Source organism: Campylobacter sp. BCW_6461 (genome assembly GCF_001762735.1).
GTDB classification, from domain to species: domain Bacteria; phylum Campylobacterota; class Campylobacteria; order Campylobacterales; family Campylobacteraceae; genus Campylobacter_D; species Campylobacter_D jejuni.
The window spans coordinates 120,528-144,721 of the sequence record NZ_MJXJ01000023.1 but is presented as its reverse complement, the minus strand read 5'-3'; the positions used below and the strand labels follow the sequence as shown (position 1 = coordinate 144,721).

Annotated in this window: 21 protein-coding genes; 15 read left to right on the top strand and 6 right to left on the bottom strand. The window is 29.7% G+C overall.

What is annotated here, in order from left to right; genetic code table 11:
* Positions 1–7: 7 nt before the first annotated feature.
* Positions 8–676 carry an MOSC domain-containing protein gene (locus tag AJ882_RS05760; protein ID WP_002852293.1) on the bottom strand — a complete coding sequence of 223 codons (669 nt, stop codon included), beginning with the start codon at positions 674–676 and terminating at the stop codon, positions 8–10.
* A complete protein-coding gene (gene dsbD, locus AJ882_RS05755) occupies positions 673–2,376 on the bottom strand; it encodes a protein-disulfide reductase DsbD (RefSeq protein ID WP_002852245.1) in 1,704 nt (567 codons plus the stop codon). The genes AJ882_RS05760 and dsbD overlap by 4 nt, the downstream gene beginning before the upstream one ends.
* 94 nt (positions 2,377–2,470) lie before the next feature.
* Here dsbD and ppk2 point away from each other — a divergent pair, with 94 nt between their 5' ends.
* The 5 genes from ppk2 to AJ882_RS05730 all read left to right on the top strand — a co-directional run bounded on the left by ppk2 (position 2,471) and on the right by AJ882_RS05730 (position 9,099).
* A complete protein-coding gene (gene ppk2, locus AJ882_RS05750) occupies positions 2,471–3,352 on the top strand; it encodes a polyphosphate kinase 2 (protein ID WP_011049743.1) in 882 nt (293 codons plus the stop codon).
* Positions 3,353–3,360: 8 nt separating this feature from the next.
* A complete protein-coding gene (locus tag AJ882_RS05745; RefSeq protein ID WP_002852326.1) occupies positions 3,361–4,551 on the top strand; it encodes a M20 family metallopeptidase in 1,191 nt (396 codons plus the stop codon).
* 78 nt (positions 4,552–4,629) lie between these two features.
* Positions 4,630–5,802, top strand: a complete 1,173-nt coding sequence (locus AJ882_RS05740; RefSeq protein ID WP_002852311.1) for an efflux RND transporter periplasmic adaptor subunit — start codon at positions 4,630–4,632, stop codon at positions 5,800–5,802.
* Positions 5,802–7,727, top strand: a complete 1,926-nt coding sequence (locus AJ882_RS05735) for an ABC transporter permease (RefSeq protein WP_002852201.1) — start codon at positions 5,802–5,804, stop codon at positions 7,725–7,727. The genes AJ882_RS05740 and AJ882_RS05735 overlap by 1 nt, the downstream gene beginning before the upstream one ends.
* Before the next feature lies 1 nt (position 7,728).
* On the top strand, positions 7,729–9,099 hold the full coding sequence (locus AJ882_RS05730; protein ID WP_011049745.1) for a TolC family protein: 1,371 nt from the start codon (positions 7,729–7,731) through the stop codon (positions 9,097–9,099).
* A gap of 2 nt (positions 9,100–9,101) precedes the next feature.
* Here AJ882_RS05730 and AJ882_RS05725 read toward each other — a convergent pair whose 3' ends face one another.
* From AJ882_RS05725 to ctf, 4 genes are read right to left on the bottom strand one after another with little or no spacing between them, the layout of a single operon-like run.
* A complete protein-coding gene (locus AJ882_RS05725; RefSeq protein ID WP_002858547.1) occupies positions 9,102–10,280 on the bottom strand; it encodes an SGNH/GDSL hydrolase family protein in 1,179 nt (392 codons plus the stop codon).
* Positions 10,267–11,277, bottom strand: a complete 1,011-nt coding sequence (locus AJ882_RS05720) for a GDSL-type esterase/lipase family protein (protein ID WP_070279686.1) — start codon at positions 11,275–11,277, stop codon at positions 10,267–10,269. Before AJ882_RS05720 ends, AJ882_RS05725 begins: the two co-directional genes overlap by 14 nt.
* On the bottom strand, positions 11,278–12,654 hold the full coding sequence (locus tag AJ882_RS05715; RefSeq protein WP_002852056.1) for an MBOAT family O-acyltransferase: 1,377 nt from the start codon (positions 12,652–12,654) through the stop codon (positions 11,278–11,280). It abuts the gene before it with no gap.
* Positions 12,655–12,696: 42 nt separating this feature from the next.
* Entirely contained in the window at positions 12,697–13,200 is a 504-nt protein-coding gene (ctf, locus tag AJ882_RS05710; protein ID WP_002852256.1) for a non-heme ferritin, read from the bottom strand.
* Between the two features lie 179 nt (positions 13,201–13,379).
* On the opposite strand from ctf, the gene AJ882_RS05705 reads away from it, so the two are divergent.
* From AJ882_RS05705 to hypF, 10 genes are all read left to right on the top strand, one after another.
* Positions 13,380–14,375, top strand: a complete 996-nt coding sequence (locus AJ882_RS05705; protein WP_002867711.1) for a substrate-binding domain-containing protein — start codon at positions 13,380–13,382, stop codon at positions 14,373–14,375.
* Between the two features lie 9 nt (positions 14,376–14,384).
* Entirely contained in the window at positions 14,385–15,299 is a 915-nt protein-coding gene (pstC, locus tag AJ882_RS05700; RefSeq protein WP_002776292.1) for a phosphate ABC transporter permease subunit PstC, read from the top strand.
* Positions 15,296–16,384, top strand: a complete 1,089-nt coding sequence (gene pstA, locus AJ882_RS05695; RefSeq protein WP_002790067.1) for a phosphate ABC transporter permease PstA — start codon at positions 15,296–15,298, stop codon at positions 16,382–16,384. Before pstC ends, pstA begins: the two co-directional genes overlap by 4 nt.
* Positions 16,381–17,121 carry a phosphate ABC transporter ATP-binding protein PstB gene (gene pstB / locus AJ882_RS05690; protein WP_002776307.1) on the top strand — a complete coding sequence of 247 codons (741 nt, stop codon included), beginning with the start codon at positions 16,381–16,383 and terminating at the stop codon, positions 17,119–17,121. Before pstA ends, pstB begins: the two co-directional genes overlap by 4 nt.
* 61 nt (positions 17,122–17,182) lie before the next feature.
* Positions 17,183–17,794 (top strand): DUF2920 family protein, encoded by a 612-nt coding sequence (locus tag AJ882_RS09660; protein ID WP_083261805.1) that lies wholly within the window; start codon positions 17,183–17,185, stop codon positions 17,792–17,794.
* Positions 17,764–18,411 (top strand): DUF2920 family protein, encoded by a 648-nt coding sequence (locus AJ882_RS09655; RefSeq protein WP_002858554.1) that lies wholly within the window; start codon positions 17,764–17,766, stop codon positions 18,409–18,411. The genes AJ882_RS09660 and AJ882_RS09655 overlap by 31 nt, the downstream gene beginning before the upstream one ends.
* 89 nt (positions 18,412–18,500) lie before the next feature.
* Positions 18,501–19,817 carry an MATE family efflux transporter gene (locus AJ882_RS05680; protein ID WP_002867713.1) on the top strand — a complete coding sequence of 439 codons (1,317 nt, stop codon included), beginning with the start codon at positions 18,501–18,503 and terminating at the stop codon, positions 19,815–19,817.
* Positions 19,793–20,440 (top strand): M48 family metallopeptidase, encoded by a 648-nt coding sequence (locus AJ882_RS05675; protein WP_014517201.1) that lies wholly within the window; start codon positions 19,793–19,795, stop codon positions 20,438–20,440. The genes AJ882_RS05680 and AJ882_RS05675 overlap by 25 nt, the downstream gene beginning before the upstream one ends.
* Positions 20,441–20,481: 41 nt before the next feature.
* Positions 20,482–22,002, top strand: a complete 1,521-nt coding sequence (locus AJ882_RS05670; protein ID WP_011049746.1) for a hypothetical protein — start codon at positions 20,482–20,484, stop codon at positions 22,000–22,002.
* On the top strand, positions 21,983–24,172 hold the full coding sequence (gene hypF / locus AJ882_RS05665) for a carbamoyltransferase HypF (protein WP_014517202.1): 2,190 nt from the start codon (positions 21,983–21,985) through the stop codon (positions 24,170–24,172). Before AJ882_RS05670 ends, hypF begins: the two co-directional genes overlap by 20 nt.
* Positions 24,173–24,194: the final 22 nt, after the last annotated feature.

The window sequence follows — 24,194 nt, the reverse complement described above, 5'->3', positions numbered from 1 at the left end:
TAAAAACTTATAAGCTATCCATATAGCTTATATCGTAAGTATTTTTTAAGCGTTTGTGTATCGTTTCGTGCCAATTTTGAGATATGAGAGAGTTTAATTTTTCTAATTTATCTAATAAATTCGGATTTTGCTTAAGAATTTGATGCGGGGAGTAAAAAAGTTGATTGAGTTCAAATACACTAAGTGAAGTAGAATTTTTTTCTAAAATTTTAATGTTTTCATGCTTTCGTATTTGTCCAACTTGTAAAACTTTATAATACCATCCACTCAAGCCCGTTTTAAAAATTTCATGTGTAAAATTTGGATTATTGTGAATTTTAGAAATTTTTACACAAGGTTTTCTAGGTTCGCTTACTTGCAGTATTGCATTTGAAAATTGATGTATATCACCTATGCAAACATTTTGTTCACAAAGCCCATCGATGCTCAAATTTTCACCCATTGAGCCAAAATTTAGCTTTTTATTAAGAAATCTTTCCCATATAGGATAGTTTTGACAAGAGTTGGCAAAAATAGCCTTATGGTAGCCTCCATGATGAATTTTATCAGCTATTTGATCATCTAAAACACCTAGAAAATCAATTTGTGTTTCTTCTAGGTAAGTATCTTTAATAAATGCGCTTTGGAAATTTTTATAGTTTTTAATTTTCCCTATTTGCAAACTTTGAATTTTCATGGTTCTATTTTTTTTAATAAATCATCAGCACTGATAAAACCCGTGATTTTTAATTTTTCTTTTCCATTTTCAAAGAAAATTAAAACAGGTGGGCCAAAAACATTAAATTCTTTCATGGTTTTAATTTGTTCATTATTATTTTCGCTTACATCAACTTTGATAAGTTTGTAATTTTGCATTTTTTGTATGATTCTTTCATCACTAAAGGTTAATTCATCTAAAAGTTTGCAATTTTCACACCAAGATGCAGTAAAATCAAGCATTATAGGCTTTGTATTTGTTTGTATTTCTTGCTTTAATTGTTCAAAATTGTTGATATAATCATAGCTTAAAGCATGTTTTGAGGCAGATATAGTATTGAAATTTAAAGGATTTAAGAAATTTTTAGCCCCAAAAAGTCCTCCTAGGAAAATACTTAGAGAATAAGCTAAAATAAGAATTAAAATACTTTTTTTAATTTTAGAAATTATTGTAAAACTTTTTTCAAAAATTCCCATAAAAACACTAAAAAATACACCTAAAATTCCATAGGCAATTAAAATGTAATTTTCTTCAATAATTCTAGAAAGTATCCAAATAGCCATAGCCAACATAACAAAACCAAAGAAAATTTTTACTTTTTCCATCCAAAAACCAGGTTTAATAAAACCTAATCCTAAGCCTATGAAAAGCAAAGGTATACCCATGCCAAAACTCATGATAAAAAGTGCACTACCACCTAATAAAGCATTGCCTGTATTGGCTATATAAATTAAAGCACCTGCTAAAGGAGCTGCTACGCAAGGACCTACTATTAAAGCAGATAAAAATCCCATGATGGCTATACCTACAACTCCCTTCCCTTTTTCGCTTTTTTTATGTATAAAGGTTTGAAATCTTAATGGCAATTCAAAACGAAAAGCTCCAAACATAGCAAAAGCAAAAGCTATGAAAATTAGAGCAAAAAGAATTAAAATAATAGGTTTTTGTAAAATTCCTTGAATACTTGCTCCTAGAAAACTTGCTATAACTCCAGCAATAGCATAGGCTAAAGACATGAAAAAAACATAGATAAAAGAGAGAAAAAAACTATATTTTTTTGAAAATTTAGCATTACTTTTTGCTACGATAAGAGAAGATAAAATCGGAATCATAGGTAAAATACAAGGTGTTAAGGAGAGTAAAAGTCCATAGCCAAAAAAACTTAGCAAAATCCAAAAAAAGTTATCTGTTGCTAAAAAATTTGCTATAGAGCTTTCTTCAGATTCAATTTTAGTTTTTTTATCTGTTTTTTGAGCTTTGTAAGGTTTTGAAATTTCAAAAGCATCTTTTTTAGAAATGAGATCAAAGTACCAAGTTTGAGGATTATAACACAAGCCTTGTTCAGAACAGCCTTGAAATTCGAGTTTGATTAAATTTGTGGTATTTTTTGCAAAGCGCTCTAGTAATAAATTTGGCAAAGCTAAATTTAATTTTTGATAATAAACATTTTCATTACCTCTTGTAGAACTTTGAGGTAGATTAATCAAAGAACTTATATCTTTTTCGTTTATATATAATTTAAGTTTATTAGAATAAAGATAAATATCTTTTCCAAGTTCAATATCAATTGAGATAGAGTTATTATAAGAGTTTGATTTTACATTAAAAGCTTCATTTAAAGATAATATAGAAGCAAAACATAAACAAAAACTTAATAAAATAATACCAAAAATACGCATAAATTTCCTAAAAACTTATTTTTTCCTTTATTTTTAACTTCAATTATAATTTATTATGGTAAATTTACTTTAAATACTTTATAAAGGTTTGAAAATGCAAGAAAATAATTCTCCAAAAGCGCAAGCGGTTGTTAAAAAGAATGAAATTTATGTTTCTGTTAAAAGAAAGAAAAGTACAATAGAATATGAAAAAGATTTAAAGAATTTGCAAATTGAGCTTTTGAAATTTCAAAATCATGTTAAAGCCAAGGGTTTAAAGGTTCTTATGCTTATAGAAGGGCGTGATGCGGCTGGAAAAGGTGGGGCGATTAAACGTTTGATTGAGCATTTAAATCCGCGTGGTTGCCGCGTTGTGGCTCTTGAAAAACCTAGTGATGTGGAAAAAACACAGTGGTATTTTCAGCGTTATATAGCACATTTGCCCTCAGCCGGTGAGATTGTGATTTTTGACAGATCTTGGTATAATCGTGCAGGAGTAGAACCGGTTATGGGTTTTTGTACACCGCAACAACATAAAGATTTTTTAAGAGAAGTGCCTTTGTTTGAAAATATGATTTCAAATAGTGATATTATTTTTTTTAAATTTTATTTTTCAGTATCAAAAGACGAGCAAAAAAAACGTTTTGAAAAACGCCGAAGCGATCCACTTAAACAATATAAATTATCTCCTGTGGATCAAAAATCGCAAGAATTATGGGATAAATATACTTTAGCTAAATACTCTATGCTTTTAGCATCTAATACTCCAACTTGTCCTTGGACTATTATTTCTTCTGATGATAAGAAAAAAGCAAGATTAAATTTATTGCGTTTTATACTTTCTAAGGTAGAATATCCAAATAAAAAAACTGGAGATTTTTCCAAAATTGATGCAAAATTAGTGCGTAGTGGAGAAGAAGAAATACGAAAAATGGAGGCGAATTTGGAAAAACTTGACAGTAAAAAAGCAGATGAGAAAATAAAAGATTTAGATTAAGGAAAAGAATGCAAAAGCTGGTTGAAAATTTAGCACTAAAGTACTATGATAAAGTAGTTGATTTAAGACATCAAATTCATATGCATCCTGAGCTTGAATTTGAAGAAGAAAATACAGCCCATTTAGTGTGTAAAATTTTAGATGAGTTTGGCATTAAATATCAAAAAAATATTGCAAAAACAGGAATTTTAGCTATTATAGAAGGAAAAAAGAAGAGTCAGAAAAAACCAAAATGTGTTCTTTTAAGAGCGGATATGGATGCTTTGCCTGTGCAAGAAAAAACTAATCTAAGCTATGCTTCAAAAATTGATGGTAAGATGCATGCATGTGGACATGATGGACATACAGCAGGGCTTTTGGGAGCTGCTTTGATATTAAATGAGCTTAAAGATGAATTTTGTGGCACGATTAAATTTATGTTTCAGCCCGCAGAAGAGGGAAGCGGTGGAGCTAAACCTATGATAGAATCAGGTGTATTGGAAAATCCTTATGTTGATGCAGTTTTTGGTTGTCATTTATGGGGGCCTTTGCTTGAAAATACTGCTCAAATTGTAAGTGGTGAAATGATGGCTGGAACGGATATTTTTGATTTGGAATTTATTGGCAGAGGAGGGCATGGAGCTCATCCGCACACTTGTATAGATCCTATAATTATGACAACGCAATTTGTAAATAATATACAAAGTGTTATTTCTAGACGTTTAGCCCCTTATGAAGCAGGGGTGATTACCGTAGGTCAAATTTGTGCAGGAACTACTTATAATGTTATTCCTACAAATGCTTATTTAAAAGGAACTGTGCGCTTTTTAAATGATAAAACGCAAGATATTTTAAAAAGTTCTTTAGAAGAAGTGGCTGCTGCTACAGCAAAATCCAATGGCGGAGATTATAAGCTTAAATATACTAAAGAATTTCCTCCATTGATTAATGATGAAAAAGCTGTTTTAATAGCAAGAAAAGCTTTTGCAAAGGTCTTAGGAGAAGAAAATATCATTGTTTCTTCTAAACCTGACATGGGGGCTGAAGATTTTGCTTTTTTAACACGAGAAAGAATGGGGGCTTATGTATTTGTTGGAATTTCAAAGGATTTAAATCATCCAGCTTTGCATCATAGTTCTACTTTTTGTTGGGATGATGAAAATTTAAAAGTTTTAATGCAGGGTGATGTGATGATGGCTTTAGAATTTTTAAATTTATAAAATAGAATTAAAAATTCACAAAAAATTCACAAAAAATGAGTAAAATTTAATCTTGATTTTTCTTTAGGATTTGTTATTATGAAAAAGAAGATTGTTTTAATCATTTTAATTGCAATACTTGGAAGTGTTGGGGCTTATTTTATTTTTTTTAATAATGATGAAAAAATCAGCTATTTAACTCAAAAAATACAAAAAAAAGATATATCTCAAACCATAGAGGCAGTAGGAAAGGTATATGCCAAAGATCAAGTCGATGTGGGTGCTCAAGTTAGTGGACAAATTATAAAACTTTATGTTGATGTGGGAACTCATGTAAAGCAAGGTGATTTGATCGCTCAAATTGATAAAGATAAACAACAAAACGATTTAGATATTACAAAAGCTCAGCTTGAAAGTGCTAAGGCTAATTTAGAGAGTAAAAAAGTTGCCCTTGAGATTGCGAATAAGCAATATCAAAGAGAGCAAAAACTTTATGCAGCTAAAGCAAGTTCTCTTGAAAATTTAGAAACTCAAAAAAATAATTATTATACTTTAAAAGCCAATGTTGCAGAGCTTAATGCTCAAGTAGTTCAGCTTGAAATCACTCTTAAAAATGCACAAAAAGATTTAGGTTATACAACCATTACTGCTCCTATGGATGGTGTTGTGATTAATGTAGCTGTAGATGAAGGACAAACAGTTAATGCTAATCAAAACACTCCTACTATAGTCCGTATAGCTAATTTAGACGAAATGGAAGTAAGAATGGAAATAGCAGAGGCTGATGTGAGTAAGATAAAAGTAGGAACAGAGCTTGATTTTTCTTTGCTTAATGATCCTCAAAAAACTTATCATGCTAAGATTGCAAGTATAGATCCAGCTGATACTGAAGTGAGTGATTCTAGTACAAGCTCAAGCTCATCAAGTTCGAGTTCTTCAAGCTCAAGCTCATCAAATGCTATTTATTATTACGCAAAATTTTATGTAGCCAATAAAGATGATTTTTTGCGTATTGGTATGAGTATACAAAATGAAATTGTCGTAGCAAGTGCAAAGGCTGTTTTAGCAGTGCCAACTTATGCAATTAAAAGCGATCCAAAAGGCTATTATGTTGAAATTTTGGAAAATCAAAAAGCTGTTAAAAAATATGTCAAACTTGGCATTAAAGATTCTATCAATACTCAAATTTTAGAAGGTGTAAATGAAGATGAAGAATTGATAGTAAGCTCAAGTGCTGATGGTTTAGCTCCTAAAATGAAGTTGAGATTTTAATGATTTTTCTTAAAAATATTTGCAAAAATATAGGCGAAAATGCCATTTTAAAAAATGTAAGTTTAAGTATAGAAAAAGGTGAATTTGTTGCTATTATAGGACAAAGTGGAAGTGGTAAAACTTCACTTTTGAATATCATAGGAACATTAGATACACCAAGTAGTGGAACTTATGTTTTTGATGAGTATGAAGTCACTAAACTTAATAATGATGAAAAAGCAAGATTAAGGCGTGAAAAAATAGGCTTTATATTTCAAAGATACAATCTTTTAAGCTTGCTGAGTGCTAAAGAAAATGTTTCTTTACCTGCAGTTTATGCGGGAAAAAATTTACAAGAAAGAAGTCAAAATGCTAAAAAACTCTTAAATGATTTAGAATTAGCTCACAAGTTAGATTCTAAGCCAAACGAATTAAGCGGAGGGCAGCAACAACGCGTTTCTATAGCAAGAGCTTTAATCAATGGCGGAGAGCTTATTTTGGCTGATGAGCCAACGGGAGCTTTGGATAGTAAAAGCGGTATTATGGTGCTTGAAATTTTACAAAAACTTAACGAGCAAGGTCATACTATAGTCTTAGTAACTCACGATCCAAAAATTGCAGCACAAGCTAAAAGGGTTATAGAGATTAAAGATGGAGAAATTTTAAGCGATACTAAAAAGGAAAAAGCTCAAGAAAAACTTATTTTAAAAACAATGCCCAAAGAGAAAAAAACACTTACTTTGCTTAAAAATCAAGCCTTTGAATGTTTTAAGATAGCTTATTCTTCCATACTTGCACACAAACTTCGTTCTATTTTAACTATGCTTGGAATCATCATAGGTATTGCTTCTGTAGTTTGTGTTGTAGCTTTAGGATTAGGCTCTCAAGCTAAAGTGCTTGAGTCTATTGCAAGACTTGGGACAAATACTATTGAAATTCGCCCTGGAAAAGGATTTGGGGATTTGCGTTCGGGTAAAACAAGGCTTAATTTTAGTGATTTAGAAACATTAAGATCTTTAGAATATTTAGAAGCAGTTGATGCTCATTCAAATACTTCAGGAGTGGCAACTTATACCAATATTTCTTTAAGCGCAAGAGCTGAAGGGGTAGGGGTAAATAATTTTGCTATAGAAGGTTTAAGGATAGATGCGGGAAGAATTTTAAATAATGATGATGTAAAAAATAGTACCAATGTTGCTGTATTGGATTTTAATGCTAAAAAAAATCTTTTTCCTGATGAAAAAAGTGAAAATATTTTAGGTCGTGTGGTGCTTTTTAATTCTCAACCTTTTAAGATTATAGGAGTTTTGCAAAAAGATACAGACAAGCCTATAGAAGATAATGTAGTACGTCTTTATATACCCTATACAACACTGATGAATAAGCTTACAGGAGATAGAAATTTGCGTGAAATCATAGTTAAGGTTAAAGATGATGTGAGTTCAACTTTGGCTGAAAATGCTATTATAAGAATTTTAGAAATTAAACGCGGACAAAAGGATTTTTTTACTTTTAATTCTGACACTTTTAAGCAAGCTATTACAGCAAATAAACGCACTACAACCATACTTACCGCTTGTGTGGCTGTGATTGCTTTGATTGTTGGGGGTATAGGAGTGATGAATATCATGCTTGTTTCTGTAAGTGAAAGAACAAGAGAAATAGGCATACGCATGGCTATAGGGGCTAGAAGAGAAGATATTATGATGCAGTTTTTAATCGAAGCGGTTATGATTTGTACTATAGGGGCGATTTTAGGTGTGATTTTATCGATTTTTGTTATTTTTGCTTTTAATACTTTAAGTACGGATTTTCCTATGATTTTAAATGCCTATTCTGTGCTTTTGGGACTTTTAAGTTCTATGTTTATCGGTGTGGTTTTTGGTTTTTTCCCTGCAAGAAATGCAGCAAATTTAAATCCTATTAGTGCATTATCAAAGGAATAAAATGAAAATAATACTTAGCATTTTTTTAGCATTTTTCTTGAGCGCTTGTGGTGTAAAACTTAGCTTGCCTAAAGAAGTTGATTTAACTCAAGAACAAATGAAAGATTTAAATCTTACTTATGATTGGTATAGATCTTATGATAATGCAAAATTAAATGAATTTCTAAATTTTGTTTTATTGAATAATAGTGATATTAATATTGCTAGAAAAACTTTGCTTTCGGCTTTGGCTAGAGCTGATTTGATTGATTATGATTTATATCCGACTTTAAGTGGAAATTTGGGTTTTGGTGCGGATAAAGATTTAAATTCAGGCAAACAAAGTAAAAATTTCAATAATTCTTTAAATTTAAGCTATGAGCTTGATATTTATGGCAAATTAAGAGATAGTGCAAGTGCGAGTGAATTTAGTGCAAAAGCAAGTGCTTATGATCTTGAAAATTTAAAAATAAGTATGATCAATACAGCTTTAAATGATGTGTTTGAGCTGGCTTATTTTAACGATGTAGATAAATTGCTTCGAGCTTATCTTTCAAATTTAGAACAAATGAAAGAGCTTTATAACTATAAATACAAGCTTGGAAAAATAGAAGAATTAGATCTTTTAAACATAGAACAAAGCTTATTAAGAGCTAAACAAAATTTATTAAGCAATGATCAAAATCGTAATTTACTCATAAAAAATTTACAAGATTTATTGGCAAGGCAAGAAGGTTTTGCTTACATAGAGTATTTTAAAACTTTATCTTTAAATGATTTTAAAACCTTAAGTCCTGATTTTAATATACCTTTAAAAGCTTTAGCGTACCGTGCAGATGTGAGATCTAAACTCAATAGCTTAAAATCAGCCTTTAAGGATTATTCTTCCATGCAAAAATCTATTTTGCCTAGTATTTCTTTAGGTGGAGCATTAAGCGGAAGTGATAAAAAAATCGATGATAGTTTTAAATTTGAAATTTTAAGTGGCAATGTTAAGATTTCTTTACCTTTCTTAGATTATGGTAGGGTAAAGCAAAATATCAAAATTTCACAATTTATTTATGAGCAACTTTTAATTTCTTATGAGCAAACTTTGCAAAGTGCGATGAATGAATTTGCATTGAATTATAAAGATTATCAAAGCGACACCTTGCTTTTGCAAAATTTGCAAAATATTAACATTAAACAAGAGCTTATCACTAAGGCGTATTATGAAAAATATATTTTAGGAAAAAGTGAATTAAAAGATTATTTGGATGCAAACAATACTTTAAATTCTACCCAGCAAGAATTTTTAAGAGCTAGATTTAATCTTTTAAAAACCATTAATTCTTACTATCAAATCACAGCTTTAAGTTTTAATGATGAAAACTTAGAATTTCCTAAGTATTAAATTTAATAATCAATGATATTTTTTAAATCCTCGAGTAACTTTTTAGCCATCAGCTCATAGCCTTTTATAGTAAGATGTACATCATTGAGCGAAAGCTTTTGTTCTATCCATTTGTTTTTTCCCCCACTATCTTGCATAAACTGATGCATATCAAAAATAAGAGTTTTTTCTTCTTTAGCAACTTCATATAATGCTTTGCGTATGGTAAAAAAATCAGGAGCAAGCTTGTAGTTTTTACCTTGTTTTTGAACTACAGTTGGTGGAGAGATTAGCATGATAACAGCGTTTTTATTGTAAGTTTTTAAAATACTAATCCATTTTTTTAAATTATTTTTGAATTTTTGTTTTTCAAACCCTTTAAAGAGTGCATCATTAGAACCATAGGCAAGAATAATTAAATCATTGTGTAAAAGTCCTAGTTCTTTTTTTACAACTGTTTGATTCCAAGAGAGCCATAAATCACTTTTGGCACCATTGATTGCAATGGTATCTAAGAAAACATTATTATCTTTATTTGTGATGAAATATCCTCCTAGCTCAGCATCTTTTTGTAAGGCTGAAATTTGCAAAGGAAGATCAAGTTCTAGTTCTTTATAAGACCATTTGTTAATTTGTGTAGTTCTTAACTCATAGCTTTGATTTTTTGCATCTTTGATGCTAAAAGCATTGGTATTTTGTTTGGCTTTAAATAAAAATCCTATCTTGAATTTTTTTTTATCTAAGGTTGTATCAAGGTTGATTTTTGCGCCTTTGATTTTTGCTTTGGCTATTATCCCACCTAATGGAAAATTATGTCCAGCATTAGCAGGATTTCTTGAGTTTAAAATTTCAAAGTTTTTATAAGAATAAACAAGATTAAGATTTTGTTGATATTTGGGCTGTAAAGGATAGGCAAAACCTATAGAGTTAGAGCGGATTAAATATCCTCTTATGACACGCGGAAAGAAATCAGCCGCCATATGAGAATCTCCATAAATTCTAATTCCTATGTTTTGATTTTTTTCTAATTTTTTTTCTAGATTTTTAAGATCTTTTTTTAATACATAACTTGTTAAAGCAGAGTGATTTTTGTTTTGATTGAGTATGGAATCTATTGTGTCATTTGTATTTAAATTTTGTGCATAAGAGCTAGTAAAAATAATAAAAAACAATAAGATAATTTTAAATTTATTTACTAGCATTTTCTTCCTTAAGTTTTATGTGTTCTAATAAAAGTTTAGACATTTCTCTTGCACCACTTGGAGTAAAATGAACCCCATCATCTGTTCTTACTTTTATACTTCTATTGTTTTCATCTTTTATATAAGCTGAGTATTCATCATTGACACTAAAAAATAGCTTAGTGTTGATAAAAATTTCTTTATTTTTAAGAATTTCATCGCTGTAAATTTTATTGAGCACTTGTATTTTTTTGTTCAAATCTTCTTTTTTTATAGGAGGGATTTCAAACCAAAAAACTTTGGCTTTATGTTTTTTAGCGATTTTAATGATTTCATCTACACGACTTGTGTAAATATCTATCCAAGAAGGGGAGCCAAAACGATGGTAATTTCCTCCTTTTTTAATATCCCAAGGATCATTAGCGCCAAGAAGAACAACAAGATATTTAATATTTGAGTTTTTAATAAAAGCTTCATTGGTGGCTTTTGACCAGTCAAAATAGGATTTATAAGAAAGGCCTGTATTTTGTTTACTAAGATCGGTTGCCTTAAGATTTAAATTTCTTAAATCTCTATTTAAGGCTATTGCAACACCTTGCATTAAAGAATCTCCGATAAATAAAAACTCATCTCCATTTTGTAGCTCTAATTTGGTATTGTCGATAAAACTAATATTTGCATCTTGGATTAAGGTTAGATTTGTTTCTTTATGAGAAGTGTTTTCATCATTTTCTAAAGTGTTTAGAACTTTATCTATTTTACTTAAGTTTTCATCTGTTGATTTACTTTCTTGATTTGTAGTTTCTTCATTGGTTTGAGGCAAGGGTTCGTTGCTTAAAATTGCACGAATTTGTTCTAATTTAATTTTGAAGCCATTGGCTTCTTTTAAAAGATCATTATGAGGATAGAATGCAAAATGATATTTTTGTTCTATATAAGAGCTAATGCTCTGATTCATAACTACAACAACCAAGCCAAGCACTATAATCAAAATGAAGAAAAATCTAACTACACTCATCTAAAAACTCGAATAAATAAAATCAGGAATTCCATCTGGCATAAAAGCAAAAACCAAAAGTAAAATAAAAGCTATAATAAAAGGTTTTAGCAAAAATGGAGTAAGATTTAAAATCTTAATGCAATATTCTTTAAAATTAATAAATAAAGGATAGATCATAAAAAGAACCCCAAAAGCAACCAACATATAGATATCGTTATAAGATGGAATTTGGAAGAAATTATAATAACAAGCTTTAAAATATTCTATTGCATCTTCTAGATTTTTGCTATAGTAAAAGAAAATCCAAGTAAAACATACAAATTGAAAGGTTAAAAATCTTCCTAAAGCTGGAATTTTTTGTAAACTAAATTTGCTTAAAGCTAGCAAATGTATAAAAACTATGCCAATACCATGCAATAAACCCCAAACAATAAAAGCAAGTGTATTACCATGCCACATACCTGAAAGTATAAAAGCGATGAGTATGTTAACTATAGTGCGTGGCATTCCTTTTCTATTGCCCCCTAAAGGTATATAGATATAATCTCTTATAAAGGTTGAAAGACTGATATGCCATCTAGCCCAAAAATCTTTTAGGTTTTTTGCAAGATAAGGCATGTTAAAGTTAGGCGGAAGGGTAAAACCTAACATTAAAGCAAAAGCGCAAACTAAATCAACATATCCGCTAAAATCGCAGTATATTTGAATTGCATAGGCGTAAATTGCGCTTAAAAGTTGTATGAAATTATAAGATTGTGGAAAGTCTAAAATACTTTTAGCATAAATTCCAAGGTAATTGGCTATTAAAACTTTTTTAACTATACCAAAAACAAGCAAGATGATGATTAAATTTGCATGTTTAAATTCGCGTTTTTGATAGGCCTGTTCAAAGAAAAAAGAACTTCGCATAATAGGCCCTGAAAGTAGTGTTGGAAAAAATGATAAGAAGGTTGCTAAATTTAAAAAACTTTCTAAACGGCGTTTTTGATAAACTTCCACAAGATAAGTGATAGAAGTAAAGGTATAAAAACTAATTCCTATTGGTAATACTAAATCAATATTTAAAAATTCTAAACCGAAAAAATTTAATATCTCATCAACACTTCCTTTGATGCTAGGAAAGTATTTAAAAAAACATAAATTTAAAATAATAAAAGCTATACAAGTAGCGAAAATATAACGCTTGCGACGCACAAAAATTAGCAAGGCAAAATAGTGTATAAAAAAGGTATATATAAATAAAACCAAGGCGAAATAAGGATTGATTAAAATATAAATAATATAAGAGAAAATTAAAATTAAAATATTTTGTATTTTATAATTATTTTTAAAAGTCCAATAAATAGCAAAAAAAGCTATCATTAAAATACTAAATTCTAGAGAAAAATAAGTCATACCTTCAATCCAAAGCGAGATTTGCCCATAATAGGGCAAAGATTATTTTTTTCTACTTAATGCAATATTTTTGATGTATTGATCAGCTAAATAAAGTCCATTTCCGTGTTCTCCGATTAACTTAATCTTGTCAACTATACCGCGGAAAAGTGCTTCTTCTTCGTGTTGTTCGCTTACATACCATTGTAAGAAATTAAAAGTAGAATAGTCTTTATGTGTTAGCATGTGTTCAACTAAAGTATTGATTGATTTTGTGATAAATTGCTCATGTTCATAGGTTTTTTCAAAAACATCAAGTAAAGATTTGAAATTTTGTTCAGGCTGTTTTACTTCTTGAAGCTCTACATGAGAATCTGTTTCATTAAGATAAGTGATAAGCTTTTTAGCATGATCGCTTTCTTCGCTTGCATGTGCAAACAAGAAGGCTCCAGCTCCATCAAGACTGTTTTCATAGCACCAAGAACTCATACTAAGATATAAGTTTGCTGCATACATTTCTTTGTTTATTTGTTCATTGAGTAATTTTACAACTTCTTTAGAAAGCATTCTTATCTCCTTATTAAAATTTAAAATGTTTTATAATGATATATTATTTTTTTAAAAACAAGCTAAATTTTTTGATAGTTAAAAATTATATTTAAGAAAAATACAAAATAAAAAATGTTTCCAAAATGTTTCCAAGTTTTTTTAAACTTCCATTGCTTTTTTAAAGTTAAGGAGAAAAAATGAAAAAAATTCTATCTTTAAGTGTGGCAAGTCTTGCACTTTGTGGTGCTTTAAATGCAGCAGATTTAAAAATCGCAGGTTCATCGACTGTGTATCCTTTTACTTCTTTTGTAGCTGAAGAGTATGCAGCGATTCACAATACAAAAACTCCTATTGTAGAGAGTTTAGGAACAGGGGGTGGATTTAAAGTATTTTGCGAGGGCATAACTGACATTTCTAATGCTTCAAGAGCGATGAAATTTAGCGAATTTGAAACTTGCAAAAAAGCGGGAGTTACTGATATAGTAGGGATTATGGTAGGTTATGATGGTATAGTTTTAGCGCAAAATAAAACCAATGCTCCATTAAATATCACAAAAAAAGAACTTTTCTTAGCATTAGCAAAAGAAATTCCACAAAATGGAAAACTTATACCAAATCCTTATACAAACTGGAATCAAATCAATAAAAATTTACCTAATCGTAAAATCAGCGTTTATGGTCCTCCATCAAGCTCAGGCACAAGAGATACTGTAGAAGAACTTGTAATGAGTGATATTTCTAAAAAAATTCCTGAATACAAAGGCGAGTATAAAACCATACGCCAAGATGGAGCTTATATTCCAAGTGGTGAAAATGATAATCTAATCGTTTCAAAACTTACTATCGATAAAGATGCTTTTGGGCTTTTTGGTTATGGATTTTTAGTAAGCAATGTGGATAAAATCAATGCAGCAGATATTGATGGTGTAAAAGCAGATGAAAAAAATATTGCTGATGGAAAATACGATCTTGCAAGAAGTTTATTTATCTATATCAATGCAAAGAAAAATCCTAAAGAAGCCTTTGATTTTGCAAAAATTTATATGAGTGATGATTTGGCAAAAAGTGGTGGAGAGCTTGAAAAAATAGGACTTGTTCCTTTAAGTGATGATAAATTAAAAGCTTCTCAAAAACACGTAGAAGATAGAAAAATTTTAAATGATGAGCTTGTAAAAGCTGGAAAAGTTTTTTAAGGAAAAACTTTGTTAAAAGAAAAAATAATCAAATTTGCACTTTTTTTATGTGCTTTTGTAAGCGTGATAGTAAGTTTTGCTATCATGCTTACAATTTTAATTGAAGCTTTAAAATTCTTTCAAAAAGAAAGCGTTGTTACCTTTTTATTCTCAAGTCAGTGGGCAGCTGATGCAGCTTTTATGAATGCAGATGGCACGAGTAAACAAGGTGTTTTTGGGGCGCTATCGCTTTTTTGGGGAACTTTTTATATTTCATTGATTGCTATGCTAACGGCTTTACCTTTAGGGGTTATGTGTGCTATATATTTAGGTGTTTTTGCTGGCAAAAAATCTAAAAATTACTTAAAACCTATTTTAGAAATCATTGCAGGGATTCCTACTGTTGTTTTTGGATTTTTTGCGGCTATAGTTGTAGCGCCTTTTATAGTGTGGTTTTTTTCTTTATTTGGCATACAAGCAAGCTTTCAAAGTGCTTTAGGTGCAGGTTTTATCATGGGGATCATGATAGTACCTATAGTGGCTTCTTTATCTCAAGATTGTATTGAAGCAGTAAGCGAGAAAAGGATTAATGGCGCTTATGCTTTAGGTATGACAAAAAAAGAAGTGGTTTTTGCCGTGATTTTACCTGAGGCTATTCCTGGTATAGTTGCAGCTTGTCTTTTAGGACTTTCAAGAGCCTTAGGCGAAACTATGATAGTGGTGATGGCAGCTTCTTTGCGTCCAAATTTAACTTTAAATTTTTTAGAAGATATGACAACGGTAACGGTAAAAATCGTAGAAGCTTTAAGTGGAGATCAAGCTTTTGATAGTTCTTTGGCTTTAAGTGCTTTTTCTTTAGGTTTGGTGCTTTTTGTCATCACTTTAATCATCAATATGTTTAGCGTTTATCTTATCAATCGCTTTCACAAAAGGAAAAATTTATGAAAAAACTTTTTAAAAAAAGACAAAAAGCTTCAAAGTCTTTTAAAAGACTTTGTAAAATGGGGCTTTATATTAATTTAATTTTTCTTTGTATCTTTTTAGGAAGTGTGGCTTATCTTGGATTTCCTGCTTTTAAGCAAACCTATATTTTTGTAGAGGCTAATAGAAATTCTCCTGCTTATGATCTTTTATCTCGTGCTGAGCAAAGAAAGATAAGAACAGGGCAAATCACTGAAAAATCTTGGCTTTTGGCAAATTCAGAAGTAGATCAATATATGAAGCAAAAATATAATCGCCTTAGTGAAAAACAAAGAACTTTAGTCGATGATCTTATGCAAAAAGGCGAGATAGAGCTTAAATTTAATAGCAATTTCTTTTTAAATGGAGACTCAAAATCTCCTGAAAATTCAGGAATTTTATCTTCAGTTGTAGGGACTTTGCTTGTTATGCTTGTTTGTATGGTTGTGAGTGTTCCTATAGGCGTTGCAGCGGCAATTTACTTAGAAGAATTTGCACCACAAAATATCCTTACGCATTTTATAGAAGTGTGTATTAACAACCTTGCAAGTATTCCTAGTATCTTGTTTGGACTTTTAGGACTTGGAGTGTTTATCAATCTTTTTGGAATGCCTCGTTCAAGTGCTTTAGTGGGTGGGCTTACTTTGGCGATCATGAGTTTGCCTATTATCATTGTTTCAACCAAAGCGGCTTTAAAAAGTGTGGATATCAATATGAAAAATGCTGCTTATGCCTTAGGTATGACAAAGGTTCAAATGGTAAAAGGCATTATGCTACCTTTAGCTATGCCTATGATTTTAACAGGTTCTATTTTGACTTTAGCAGGGGCTATAGGCGAGACTGCACCTTTGATGATTATCGGTATGATAGCATTTATCCCTGATGTAGCTAGTTCGATTTTTGATCCAACTAGCGTTTTACCTGCTCAAATTTACTCATGGTCGGCTATGCCAGAGCGTGCATTTTTAGAAAGAACAGCAGCGGGTATTATTGTGCTTTTAGGACTTTTAGTTATGTTAAATCTTAGTGCAATATTATTAAGAAAATATTTTCAAGGAAAATTAAAGTGATAGCAAAAACAACAAATTTAAATTTATTTTATGGAAAAAAACAAGCTTTATTTGATATCAATATGCAAATCGAGCAAAATAAAATCACTGCACTCATCGGTGCTTCAGGATGTGGAAAATCTACCTTTTTGCGCTGTTTTAACAGAATGAATGATAAAATCGCAAAAATCGATGGTTTGGTAGAAATTGAAGGAAAAGATGTAAAAAATCAAGATGTAGTAGCCTTGCGTAAAAATGTAGGCATGGTTTTTCAACAACCTAATGTTTTTGTAAAAAGCATTTATGAAAACATCTCTTATGCACCAAAACTTCATGGTATGATTAAAAACAAAGATGAAGAAGAAGCTTTGGTGGTGGATTGCTTGCAAAAAGTGGGGCTTTTTGAAGAGGTTAAAGATAAATTAAAGCAAAATGCCCTAGCTCTTTCAGGCGGACAACAACAACGTCTTTGTATCGCAAGAGCTTTAGCGATCAAACCTAAACTTTTGCTTTTAGATGAGCCAACTTCTGCACTTGATCCTATTAGTTCAGGCGTGATTGAAGAGCTTTTGAAAGAATTAAGCCATAATCTTTCTATGATCATGGTTACGCATAATATGCAACAAGGCAAACGCGTAGCTGATTATACGGCATTTTTTCACCTAGGTGAGCTTATAGAATTTGGAGAAAGCAAGGAATTTTTTGAAAATCCAAAACAAGAAAAAACCAAGGCTTACTTAAGCGGTGCTTTTGGGTGAGATTTATTTTTTGGAAATTTGATGATATAATTAATTAAAAATTTCCAAAAAAAGGTTTAATATGATTATAAACCAAATTTATTCTATAGATTCTTGTGATGATGTAGAATTAAATATCAAAAGGGGAAGTAAATTAGAATTTAGATTGACTTATGATGATAGTAAAGAAATAGAAGCTATTGTTTGTATTATTCCAGGTGGTGCTGAAGATATGAATAACTATATTTATGTCGATGATTACTTGGCTAGAAATTATAATGTTGCTATTATTAATATTAACTATCATTGCATAGGAAATAGACCTCATTTGGGTTCTAGTTTTTATTTAGATGATATAGATAAAATTATTTTGGATACTAGCTTAAAAACTATCAATTTAAACCATATAAATGTTTTTGATATAAATTCTTATGAAGATCTAAATAATGCTTTTATAAGAATAGATCAAGAAATTCAAAAATTAAAATTAAATCAAAAACTAAATCAAAACTATAAATTAAGAACGCATGTAAGCTTTTTACCATCTAAAAATGAATATCAAAATTTTGGTATAATGCAAGCTATGGATATTTTAAATGCTATTTTTTATATAAAAGAAAATTCTCCATTTAAACTAATGAGGGGGGGGGTATTAGAACGATTTTGTTTGGAAATTCATATGGCGGATATTTAGCAAATTTATGTGCAAAAATAGCTCCTTGGAGTATTGATTTTATATTAGATAATTCTTCTTTTGTTAATTTGTTTGGAAATATTTTTAGACTTATAGGTTTTGGAAAAGAAATCGATTTTACTAGATATCATGGAACATATGATGATACTTTATTTAAAAATATATTTTTATATTTAAGTGATAAAACTTATTGGAATAATAATAAATTTTCAAAAAATTATTTTTCAAATGCTAGAAAAATCATAAGAGAACCATTAAACAAAGAACATCTAATAATACAAAGCTTATACCCAAATCCAAAATATATTTTATATCATAGTATTTTTGATGAAAGATCTCCTTTTAAAAATAAGGAAAATTTTGTACATATTTTAAAAGAATTAAATTTTAAAGTAGAATTTTTTGCTATTTCACAAGTTGATAATAAGTTTATTAAAAATTTAAATCATGGAATGGGATTGAGCACAAAATTATTTTTTAAAAAACATTTATTGCAAATATTAAAAGAACCTTTGCAAGATAAAATTTGCAAGAAGGAAGTCTCATATAAATGTGATGAGCTAGTGTATACTTTCAAAGAAGAAAATCATCAAATTATTTTAAATATAACAAATTGAGTATATTAAATATTTATATTTAAAAAAGTAATTTTTAAGTAGAATTGTTTTTTAAAAGAAATATTTAAAAAAAGAGATAAGATAATATCATGGCAAAAAAACAACTCTCCTTAACAAGACTTAGTTTTCCTATATTTTGGGATTTGCTTTCTAAGTATTTAACTGTGATTATCAATACCGCTATGGTGTCGCATTATTCTAATTTTCTTGTTGGTGCTATGGGCGCTGGAAATCAAATTTTAGATCTTTTTATCACTATTTTTTCATTTTTAAGTGTGGGTTGTAGTGTGCTGATCGCACAAGCAATTGGTGCAAAAGATCATGTTTTAGCAAGAAAAGTGATTCATCAAAGTTTGTTCTTAAATGCACTTTTAGGCTTTGTATGCGGTGTGCTTATTTTATGGCATGGGGAGTATTTGCTTTATCTTTTAAAAATTCCACAAGAATTGCTCAAAGATAGCGAAATTTACTTACATATGCTTGCAATTTGTTTGTTTTTTGATGCCATAGGTATTGTTTTAGCTGCTATTGTAAGGGTTTATAATATGGCTTATTGGGTCATGTTTATAGGTTTTTTGATGGATATAGTGGTGATTTGCGGAAATTATTATGTTTTGCATTATACAAAGTCAGAACTTTTTGGAATAGGGCTTAGTAATATTTTTGCTCGCATTGTTGCTATAGTTGCTTTGTTTGCGATACTTTTTTATAAACTTAAAATTCATCTTAAAATCAAAGAAATGATAAAACTTGAAAAAGAAGTTTTAAAAAAGGTTTTAAATATAGGTGGATTTTCAGCAGGGGAAAATCTTTTGTGGATAGTCCAATACACTATAGCTTTTGCTTTTGTAGCAAGTTTAGGTGAGGCGAGTTTGAGTGTGCAAACGATTTATTTTCAAATTTCAATGCTTATCATGCTTATAGGACAAGCTACGAGCATAGCTAATGAAATTATAGTAGGTAAATTAATCGGTGCTAGATATGAAAATATAGCTTATAAACACGCTTGGCGTGCTTTATATTTTAGTGTAATAGCGAGTGCTTTAGTGGCACTTTTGAACTATCTTTGTCAAGATTTTACTATGCAAATTTTAGGGCTTAAAGAAGAGTTAAAAAATTTAATGATACCTTTATTTGCTCTTTCAATCTTTCTTGAAATTTCACGAACTTTTAATATAGTTATGGTAAATTCCTTGCGCGCAAGTGGCGATGCTAAGTTTCCATTTTTTAGCGGACTTGTTTTTATGATGGGGGTATCTTTACCTGTGGGTTATGTGCTTTGTTTTCATTTTAATCTTGGAATTTTAGGGGTTTGGATAGGATTTTGTGCAGATGAGTTTTTGCGTGGAATGGTAAATTCATACAGATGGAAAAGCAAAAAATGGCAAGGCAAAGCTCTAGTTTAAAATCATTTATTTATAAAGATGAGTGCTATTTTTATTCTAAAAAACGCATAAAAACTTTAAGATTAAGGCTCAATGAAAGGGGTGAATTTGTTCTTAGCATTCCTTATTTTTGCACCTTTAAAAGTGTTTATGAGTTTTTAGATAAATCAAGTTCTTGGATGAATGAGGCAAAAAAAAGATTTGAAAAAAAAGCCTTAAAGGATGATGAGTTAATTTTTTTAGCTAAAAAATATAAAATTATTTTTGATGAAAATGTCAAAAAAACTTATTTTGATAAAGATAAAATAATTTGTCAAAATAAAGCAAAATTAGATTTATTTTTAAGACAAAATGCTAAAAAGATTTTTACTTTTTATCTTAAAAAATGGAGTAAAAAAACAGGTTTATTTTATACGCATTTAAGCATTAAAAATATGAAAACGCGTTGGGGTTCTTGCAATCATAATAAAGCTTATATTAATTTAAATTTAAAACTCATTCAAAAGAGTTTAAATGCTATTGAATATGTGGTTTTGCATGAAATAAGCCACTTAAAATTCCCCAATCACAGCAAAGAATTTTATACTTTTATAGAGCATTTTATGAGTGATTTTAGGCAAAGAGAGAAAGAATTTTTAAGTTAAAAATGTTATATTTATAGTTTATTTTTCAAAAAAGGCATAATATGACTTTGGATTTTGATTTTATTTATAATGCAGATAATGATATTTTTGAATATTTATTGCGTTTTTATGCGAAAAATTACAATTATATCCTTAGCAAAGAAGAAAATACCTATCATTTTTCTATCGATGCAGATGAAGAAAATTTAAAGACTTTTTGCGATTCTTTGAATTTCATGAGTCATAGCGTTTTTTTGAAAAAATTTGATGTAAAAGCGGGGCAGGGTTTTAACCCTTGTATACCAGAAGATAAAGAATTTTCAAGATTTTCTTATATTACTCATTTAAATTCTAATGCTTATCAAGAAAAAAAACTTTTAAACAAAAACGAATGGGGCGTGTTTTGTGAGTGTGAATTTTCAAGCAATTTATCAGAATTTGAAAAAATCAATGAAGAAAATTTCAATACTTTTTTAAATCTTGCCTTTGATTTGTTAAGTCAAGAAAAAAAGATTTATTTGAAAGATAAAAATGGTATTTATGAATTTTCTTTGTTTAAGAACGAATTTATAGGAGATTTTTTACTTCCTTGTGATATTAAGGCTATAAATTCAGTTTTTGTTTGTTCAAATGAAAATTTAAAACTTCTTGCAAGTTTAGAAAAACCTTTGATGAAGCTAAGGCTTAATGCTATGTTTAGAAAAAATCACAATCTTGATTTTAGTGATTTTAAAATTAGACTTGCTAGGGATTTATTTTGTTTTGCTTTAGGTTTGAAACTTTTTGAAAATGAGTATAAATTTTTAAGCGTAAAAAAGATAGAAGAGTATCAAAAAGATTTTTATATCAGTGCTTTAGATGAGCAAGTGGTGGTTTTGGAAGGCTTTGAATTTATCAATGCTAAGGCAAGAGAGCTTATTTTTTCTAAAGAAGATAAAAATATGGCAAGAATTTCTTATCTTGTAAGCCGTTGTAAAGAAAAGGCTTTTATTTTAGAGCTTAGTAAGGATTATGAAGATATTTTGCTTGTCAATAAAGAGCTTAATTTGCTTAAACTTTTCTTGCCAAAACACAGCAAAGAGCTTTATGAAGAGATACAAAAAGATGAAATCGGCGCAAGACTTTTAGAAAATTTTGCCAAAGAATTTCCGCTTTTAAATGAGAGTTTTGAACTTAAAAACAATTTTTATTCTTTGCTTGGGTTAGTAGGTAGAGTGCTAAATTTGGGTAAAAATTTACAAGAGAGTGCTAGTGAGCTTTTAAAAATCGCTGATGAGTCAAAAATGCCTCGTGGAGTAAAGATTGATTATCGTTTGAAAGAAGATAAAAGTTTTGATTATACAAGGACTTTAAGATCTGCCATGAGTTTTATGTTAGCAGGTGTAGATAGTGCTAATATCGCTTATGGAGCGGTTGAGAGTTTGGCTTATTTCTTGCGTGATACTTATGATGAATTAAGAGAGAAAAAGCAAAGTGATTTAGCACTTATAAGTGGATCTTTGTTTGAACATAAATCTTTACTTAAAAATACTTTAAAACATCTTAAAAATTGTCAGTTAAGCGATGCGCCACTTAGGGTATAAGATCAAAATTTCAGGTCTAGTTCAAGGGGTGGGTTTTCGCCCCTTAGTTTATGAACTAGCTTTGAAATCAAAGCTTTTTGGAGAAGTAAGAAATGATGGTTTTGGGATAGAAATCATCCTTGCTTGCACTCAAAAAGAATGTGAAAATTTCATAGAAAATTTAAAAAATCATCTTCCACCTTTAGCAAGAATAGATCAGCTTATAATCACGCAAATTTCAATTTCAAACTATGAGAATTTTAGCATTACTCCTTCTTTAGAGAATACAAAAAGCACGCCTATGTTAAGCGATTTTGCGTTTTGTAAGGAGTGTAAAAAAGAATTTTTTGATGAAAAAAATCCACGCTTTTTATATCCTTTTATCACTTGCACACATTGTGGGCCACGCTTTAGTATTATAAAAAGTCTTCCTTATGATAGATTTAATACCTCTATGCAAGAATTATTGATGTGTGAGTTTTGTAAAAGCGAATACGAAGATCCTAAAAATAGGCGTTTTCATGCCCAGCCTATTAGTTGTCCTAAATGCAAAATCAATGTTTTTCTTAAAAATCCAAAGGGTGAAATTTTAGCCAAAGATCAAGAAGCTTTTATACAAAGTGCGAAGTTTTTAAAGGAAGGTAAAATTTTAGCCATTAAAGGCATGGGCGGTTTTCATCTCATGTGTGATGCGTTTAATGAAGAAGCTTTAAAAACTCTAAGACTTAGAAAAAATCGCCCCAAAAAACCCTTTGCTTTGATGTGTAAAGATTTACAAAGTGCTAAAGAACTTGCCTTTATAGATGAAAAAGAAGAAGCTTTGCTTGGTGGGGTTTTGGCTCCTATTGTGATTTTAAAGGCAAAAAAAGCCTTTTCTTTAATCGCTCCTGATGTAGATAAAATCGGCATTATGCTAGCTTATACGCCTTTACATCTTTTGCTTTTTGAGTATTTTAAAGGAAATCTTGTGGCAACAAGTGCGAATTTAAGCGGAGAAAGTATCATTAAAGATGAGTTTAATTTGCGTCAAAAACTTGATAAAGTTTTTGATTTTTATTTGGATTATGATAGGGAAATTATCAATGCAAGTGATGACAGCATAGCTCAAGTGGTAAATGGCAAAACTATGTTTTTGCGTACTTCAAGGGGTTTAAATCCTTTTTATTTGGAAAGAAATTTTAATAAAAAAGGCACTTTTTTAGCTTTAGGTGCGGAACTTAACAATGAATTTGTGATTTTTTATGAAAATAAACTTTTAATTTCTCCTTATATAGGGGATTTGAAAAGTCTTGATGTGCATGAGAGATTTTTTAAACTTTTAGAATTTTTTAAACAAAATTATGATTTGAAATTTGATGCGATTTTGTGTGATAAACACCCGCATTTTAGCTATGCAAAAGAATTTGAAGAAAGGATTAAAATTTCTCATCATTATGCGCATTTTTGTGCGGCTTATTTTGAATACGAAGAAAATTTTGCAAAAGATGAAAAGGCTTTAGCTTTTATTTGTGATGGAACAGGTTATGGCGAAGATGGTAAAATTTGGGGTGGAGAAGTTTTTGTAGGAAATTTAAAAGAATATGAAAGAATTGCACATTTTGAAAATTTCACTCTTATAAATAGTGATATTAAAAATATACAAAATTTAGCCTTAAGTCTTATTTTTCATTATGATTTAGAAGATAAGGCTAAGGATTTTTTAGCAAAAATTCCAAAAATTAAACTTAAAAATCTTAAAAAAATTTATTCTCATTCTAACTTACAAACAAGTTCTTTAGGACGCATTATCGATGCTTTTGGAAGTATTGTTTTTAACTTAGAAAAAAGTTCTTATGAAGCTCAAGTTGGCTTAATGTGTGAAGCTTTTTATGATAAAAATCTTGATTTTTCTTATAAGCTTTTTGTAGAAAAAGGGCAGGTTAATTTTAAAAATTTAATCCTAGGGGCTTTGCAAGATGAAAAAACTAAGGCGATTACAGGTATGTTTAATGCCTTGGCAAATTTTATCATAGATTTTAGCAAAGATTATGATTTAAAAGTGCTTTTAAGCGGAGGGGTTTTTCAAAACATAACCTTGCTTGAAATTTTAAAAGCTAAAAATTTTGATTTTTTTATACCTTTAAAGTACCCTTGTAATGATAGCTCCATAGCCTTAGGACAAATGGTGCATTTTTTAAATTTAGAAAAATAAAGCAAATATTCTAAAAACTCAT

Bases quoted from the DNA above. Each gene is read 5' to 3' on its own strand.
- AJ882_RS05760 (WP_002852293.1), bottom strand. From the start codon at position 676: ATGAAAATTCAAAGTTTGCAAATAGGGAAAATTAAAAACTATAAAAAT.
- dsbD (WP_002852245.1), bottom strand. From the start codon at position 2,376: ATGCGTATTTTTGGTATTATTTTATTAAGTTTTTGTTTATGTTTTGCT.
- ppk2 (WP_011049743.1), top strand. From the start codon at position 2,471: ATGCAAGAAAATAATTCTCCAAAAGCGCAAGCGGTTGTTAAAAAGAAT.
- AJ882_RS05745 (WP_002852326.1), top strand. From the start codon at position 3,361: ATGCAAAAGCTGGTTGAAAATTTAGCACTAAAGTACTATGATAAAGTA.
- AJ882_RS05740 (WP_002852311.1), top strand. From the start codon at position 4,630: ATGAAAAAGAAGATTGTTTTAATCATTTTAATTGCAATACTTGGAAGT.
- AJ882_RS05735 (WP_002852201.1), top strand. From the start codon at position 5,802: ATGATTTTTCTTAAAAATATTTGCAAAAATATAGGCGAAAATGCCATT.
- AJ882_RS05730 (WP_011049745.1), top strand. From the start codon at position 7,729: ATGAAAATAATACTTAGCATTTTTTTAGCATTTTTCTTGAGCGCTTGT.
- AJ882_RS05725 (WP_002858547.1), bottom strand. From the start codon at position 10,280: ATGCTAGTAAATAAATTTAAAATTATCTTATTGTTTTTTATTATTTTT.
- AJ882_RS05720 (WP_070279686.1), bottom strand. From the start codon at position 11,277: ATGAGTGTAGTTAGATTTTTCTTCATTTTGATTATAGTGCTTGGCTTG.
- AJ882_RS05715 (WP_002852056.1), bottom strand. From the start codon at position 12,654: ATGACTTATTTTTCTCTAGAATTTAGTATTTTAATGATAGCTTTTTTT.
- ctf (WP_002852256.1), bottom strand. From the start codon at position 13,200: ATGCTTTCTAAAGAAGTTGTAAAATTACTCAATGAACAAATAAACAAA.
- AJ882_RS05705 (WP_002867711.1), top strand. From the start codon at position 13,380: ATGAAAAAAATTCTATCTTTAAGTGTGGCAAGTCTTGCACTTTGTGGT.
- pstA (WP_002790067.1), top strand. From the start codon at position 15,296: ATGAAAAAACTTTTTAAAAAAAGACAAAAAGCTTCAAAGTCTTTTAAA.
- AJ882_RS09660 (WP_083261805.1), top strand. From the start codon at position 17,183: ATGATTATAAACCAAATTTATTCTATAGATTCTTGTGATGATGTAGAA.
- AJ882_RS05680 (WP_002867713.1), top strand. From the start codon at position 18,501: ATGGCAAAAAAACAACTCTCCTTAACAAGACTTAGTTTTCCTATATTT.
- AJ882_RS05675 (WP_014517201.1), top strand. From the start codon at position 19,793: ATGGCAAGGCAAAGCTCTAGTTTAAAATCATTTATTTATAAAGATGAG.
- AJ882_RS05670 (WP_011049746.1), top strand. From the start codon at position 20,482: ATGACTTTGGATTTTGATTTTATTTATAATGCAGATAATGATATTTTT.
- hypF (WP_014517202.1), top strand. From the start codon at position 21,983: ATGCGCCACTTAGGGTATAAGATCAAAATTTCAGGTCTAGTTCAAGGG.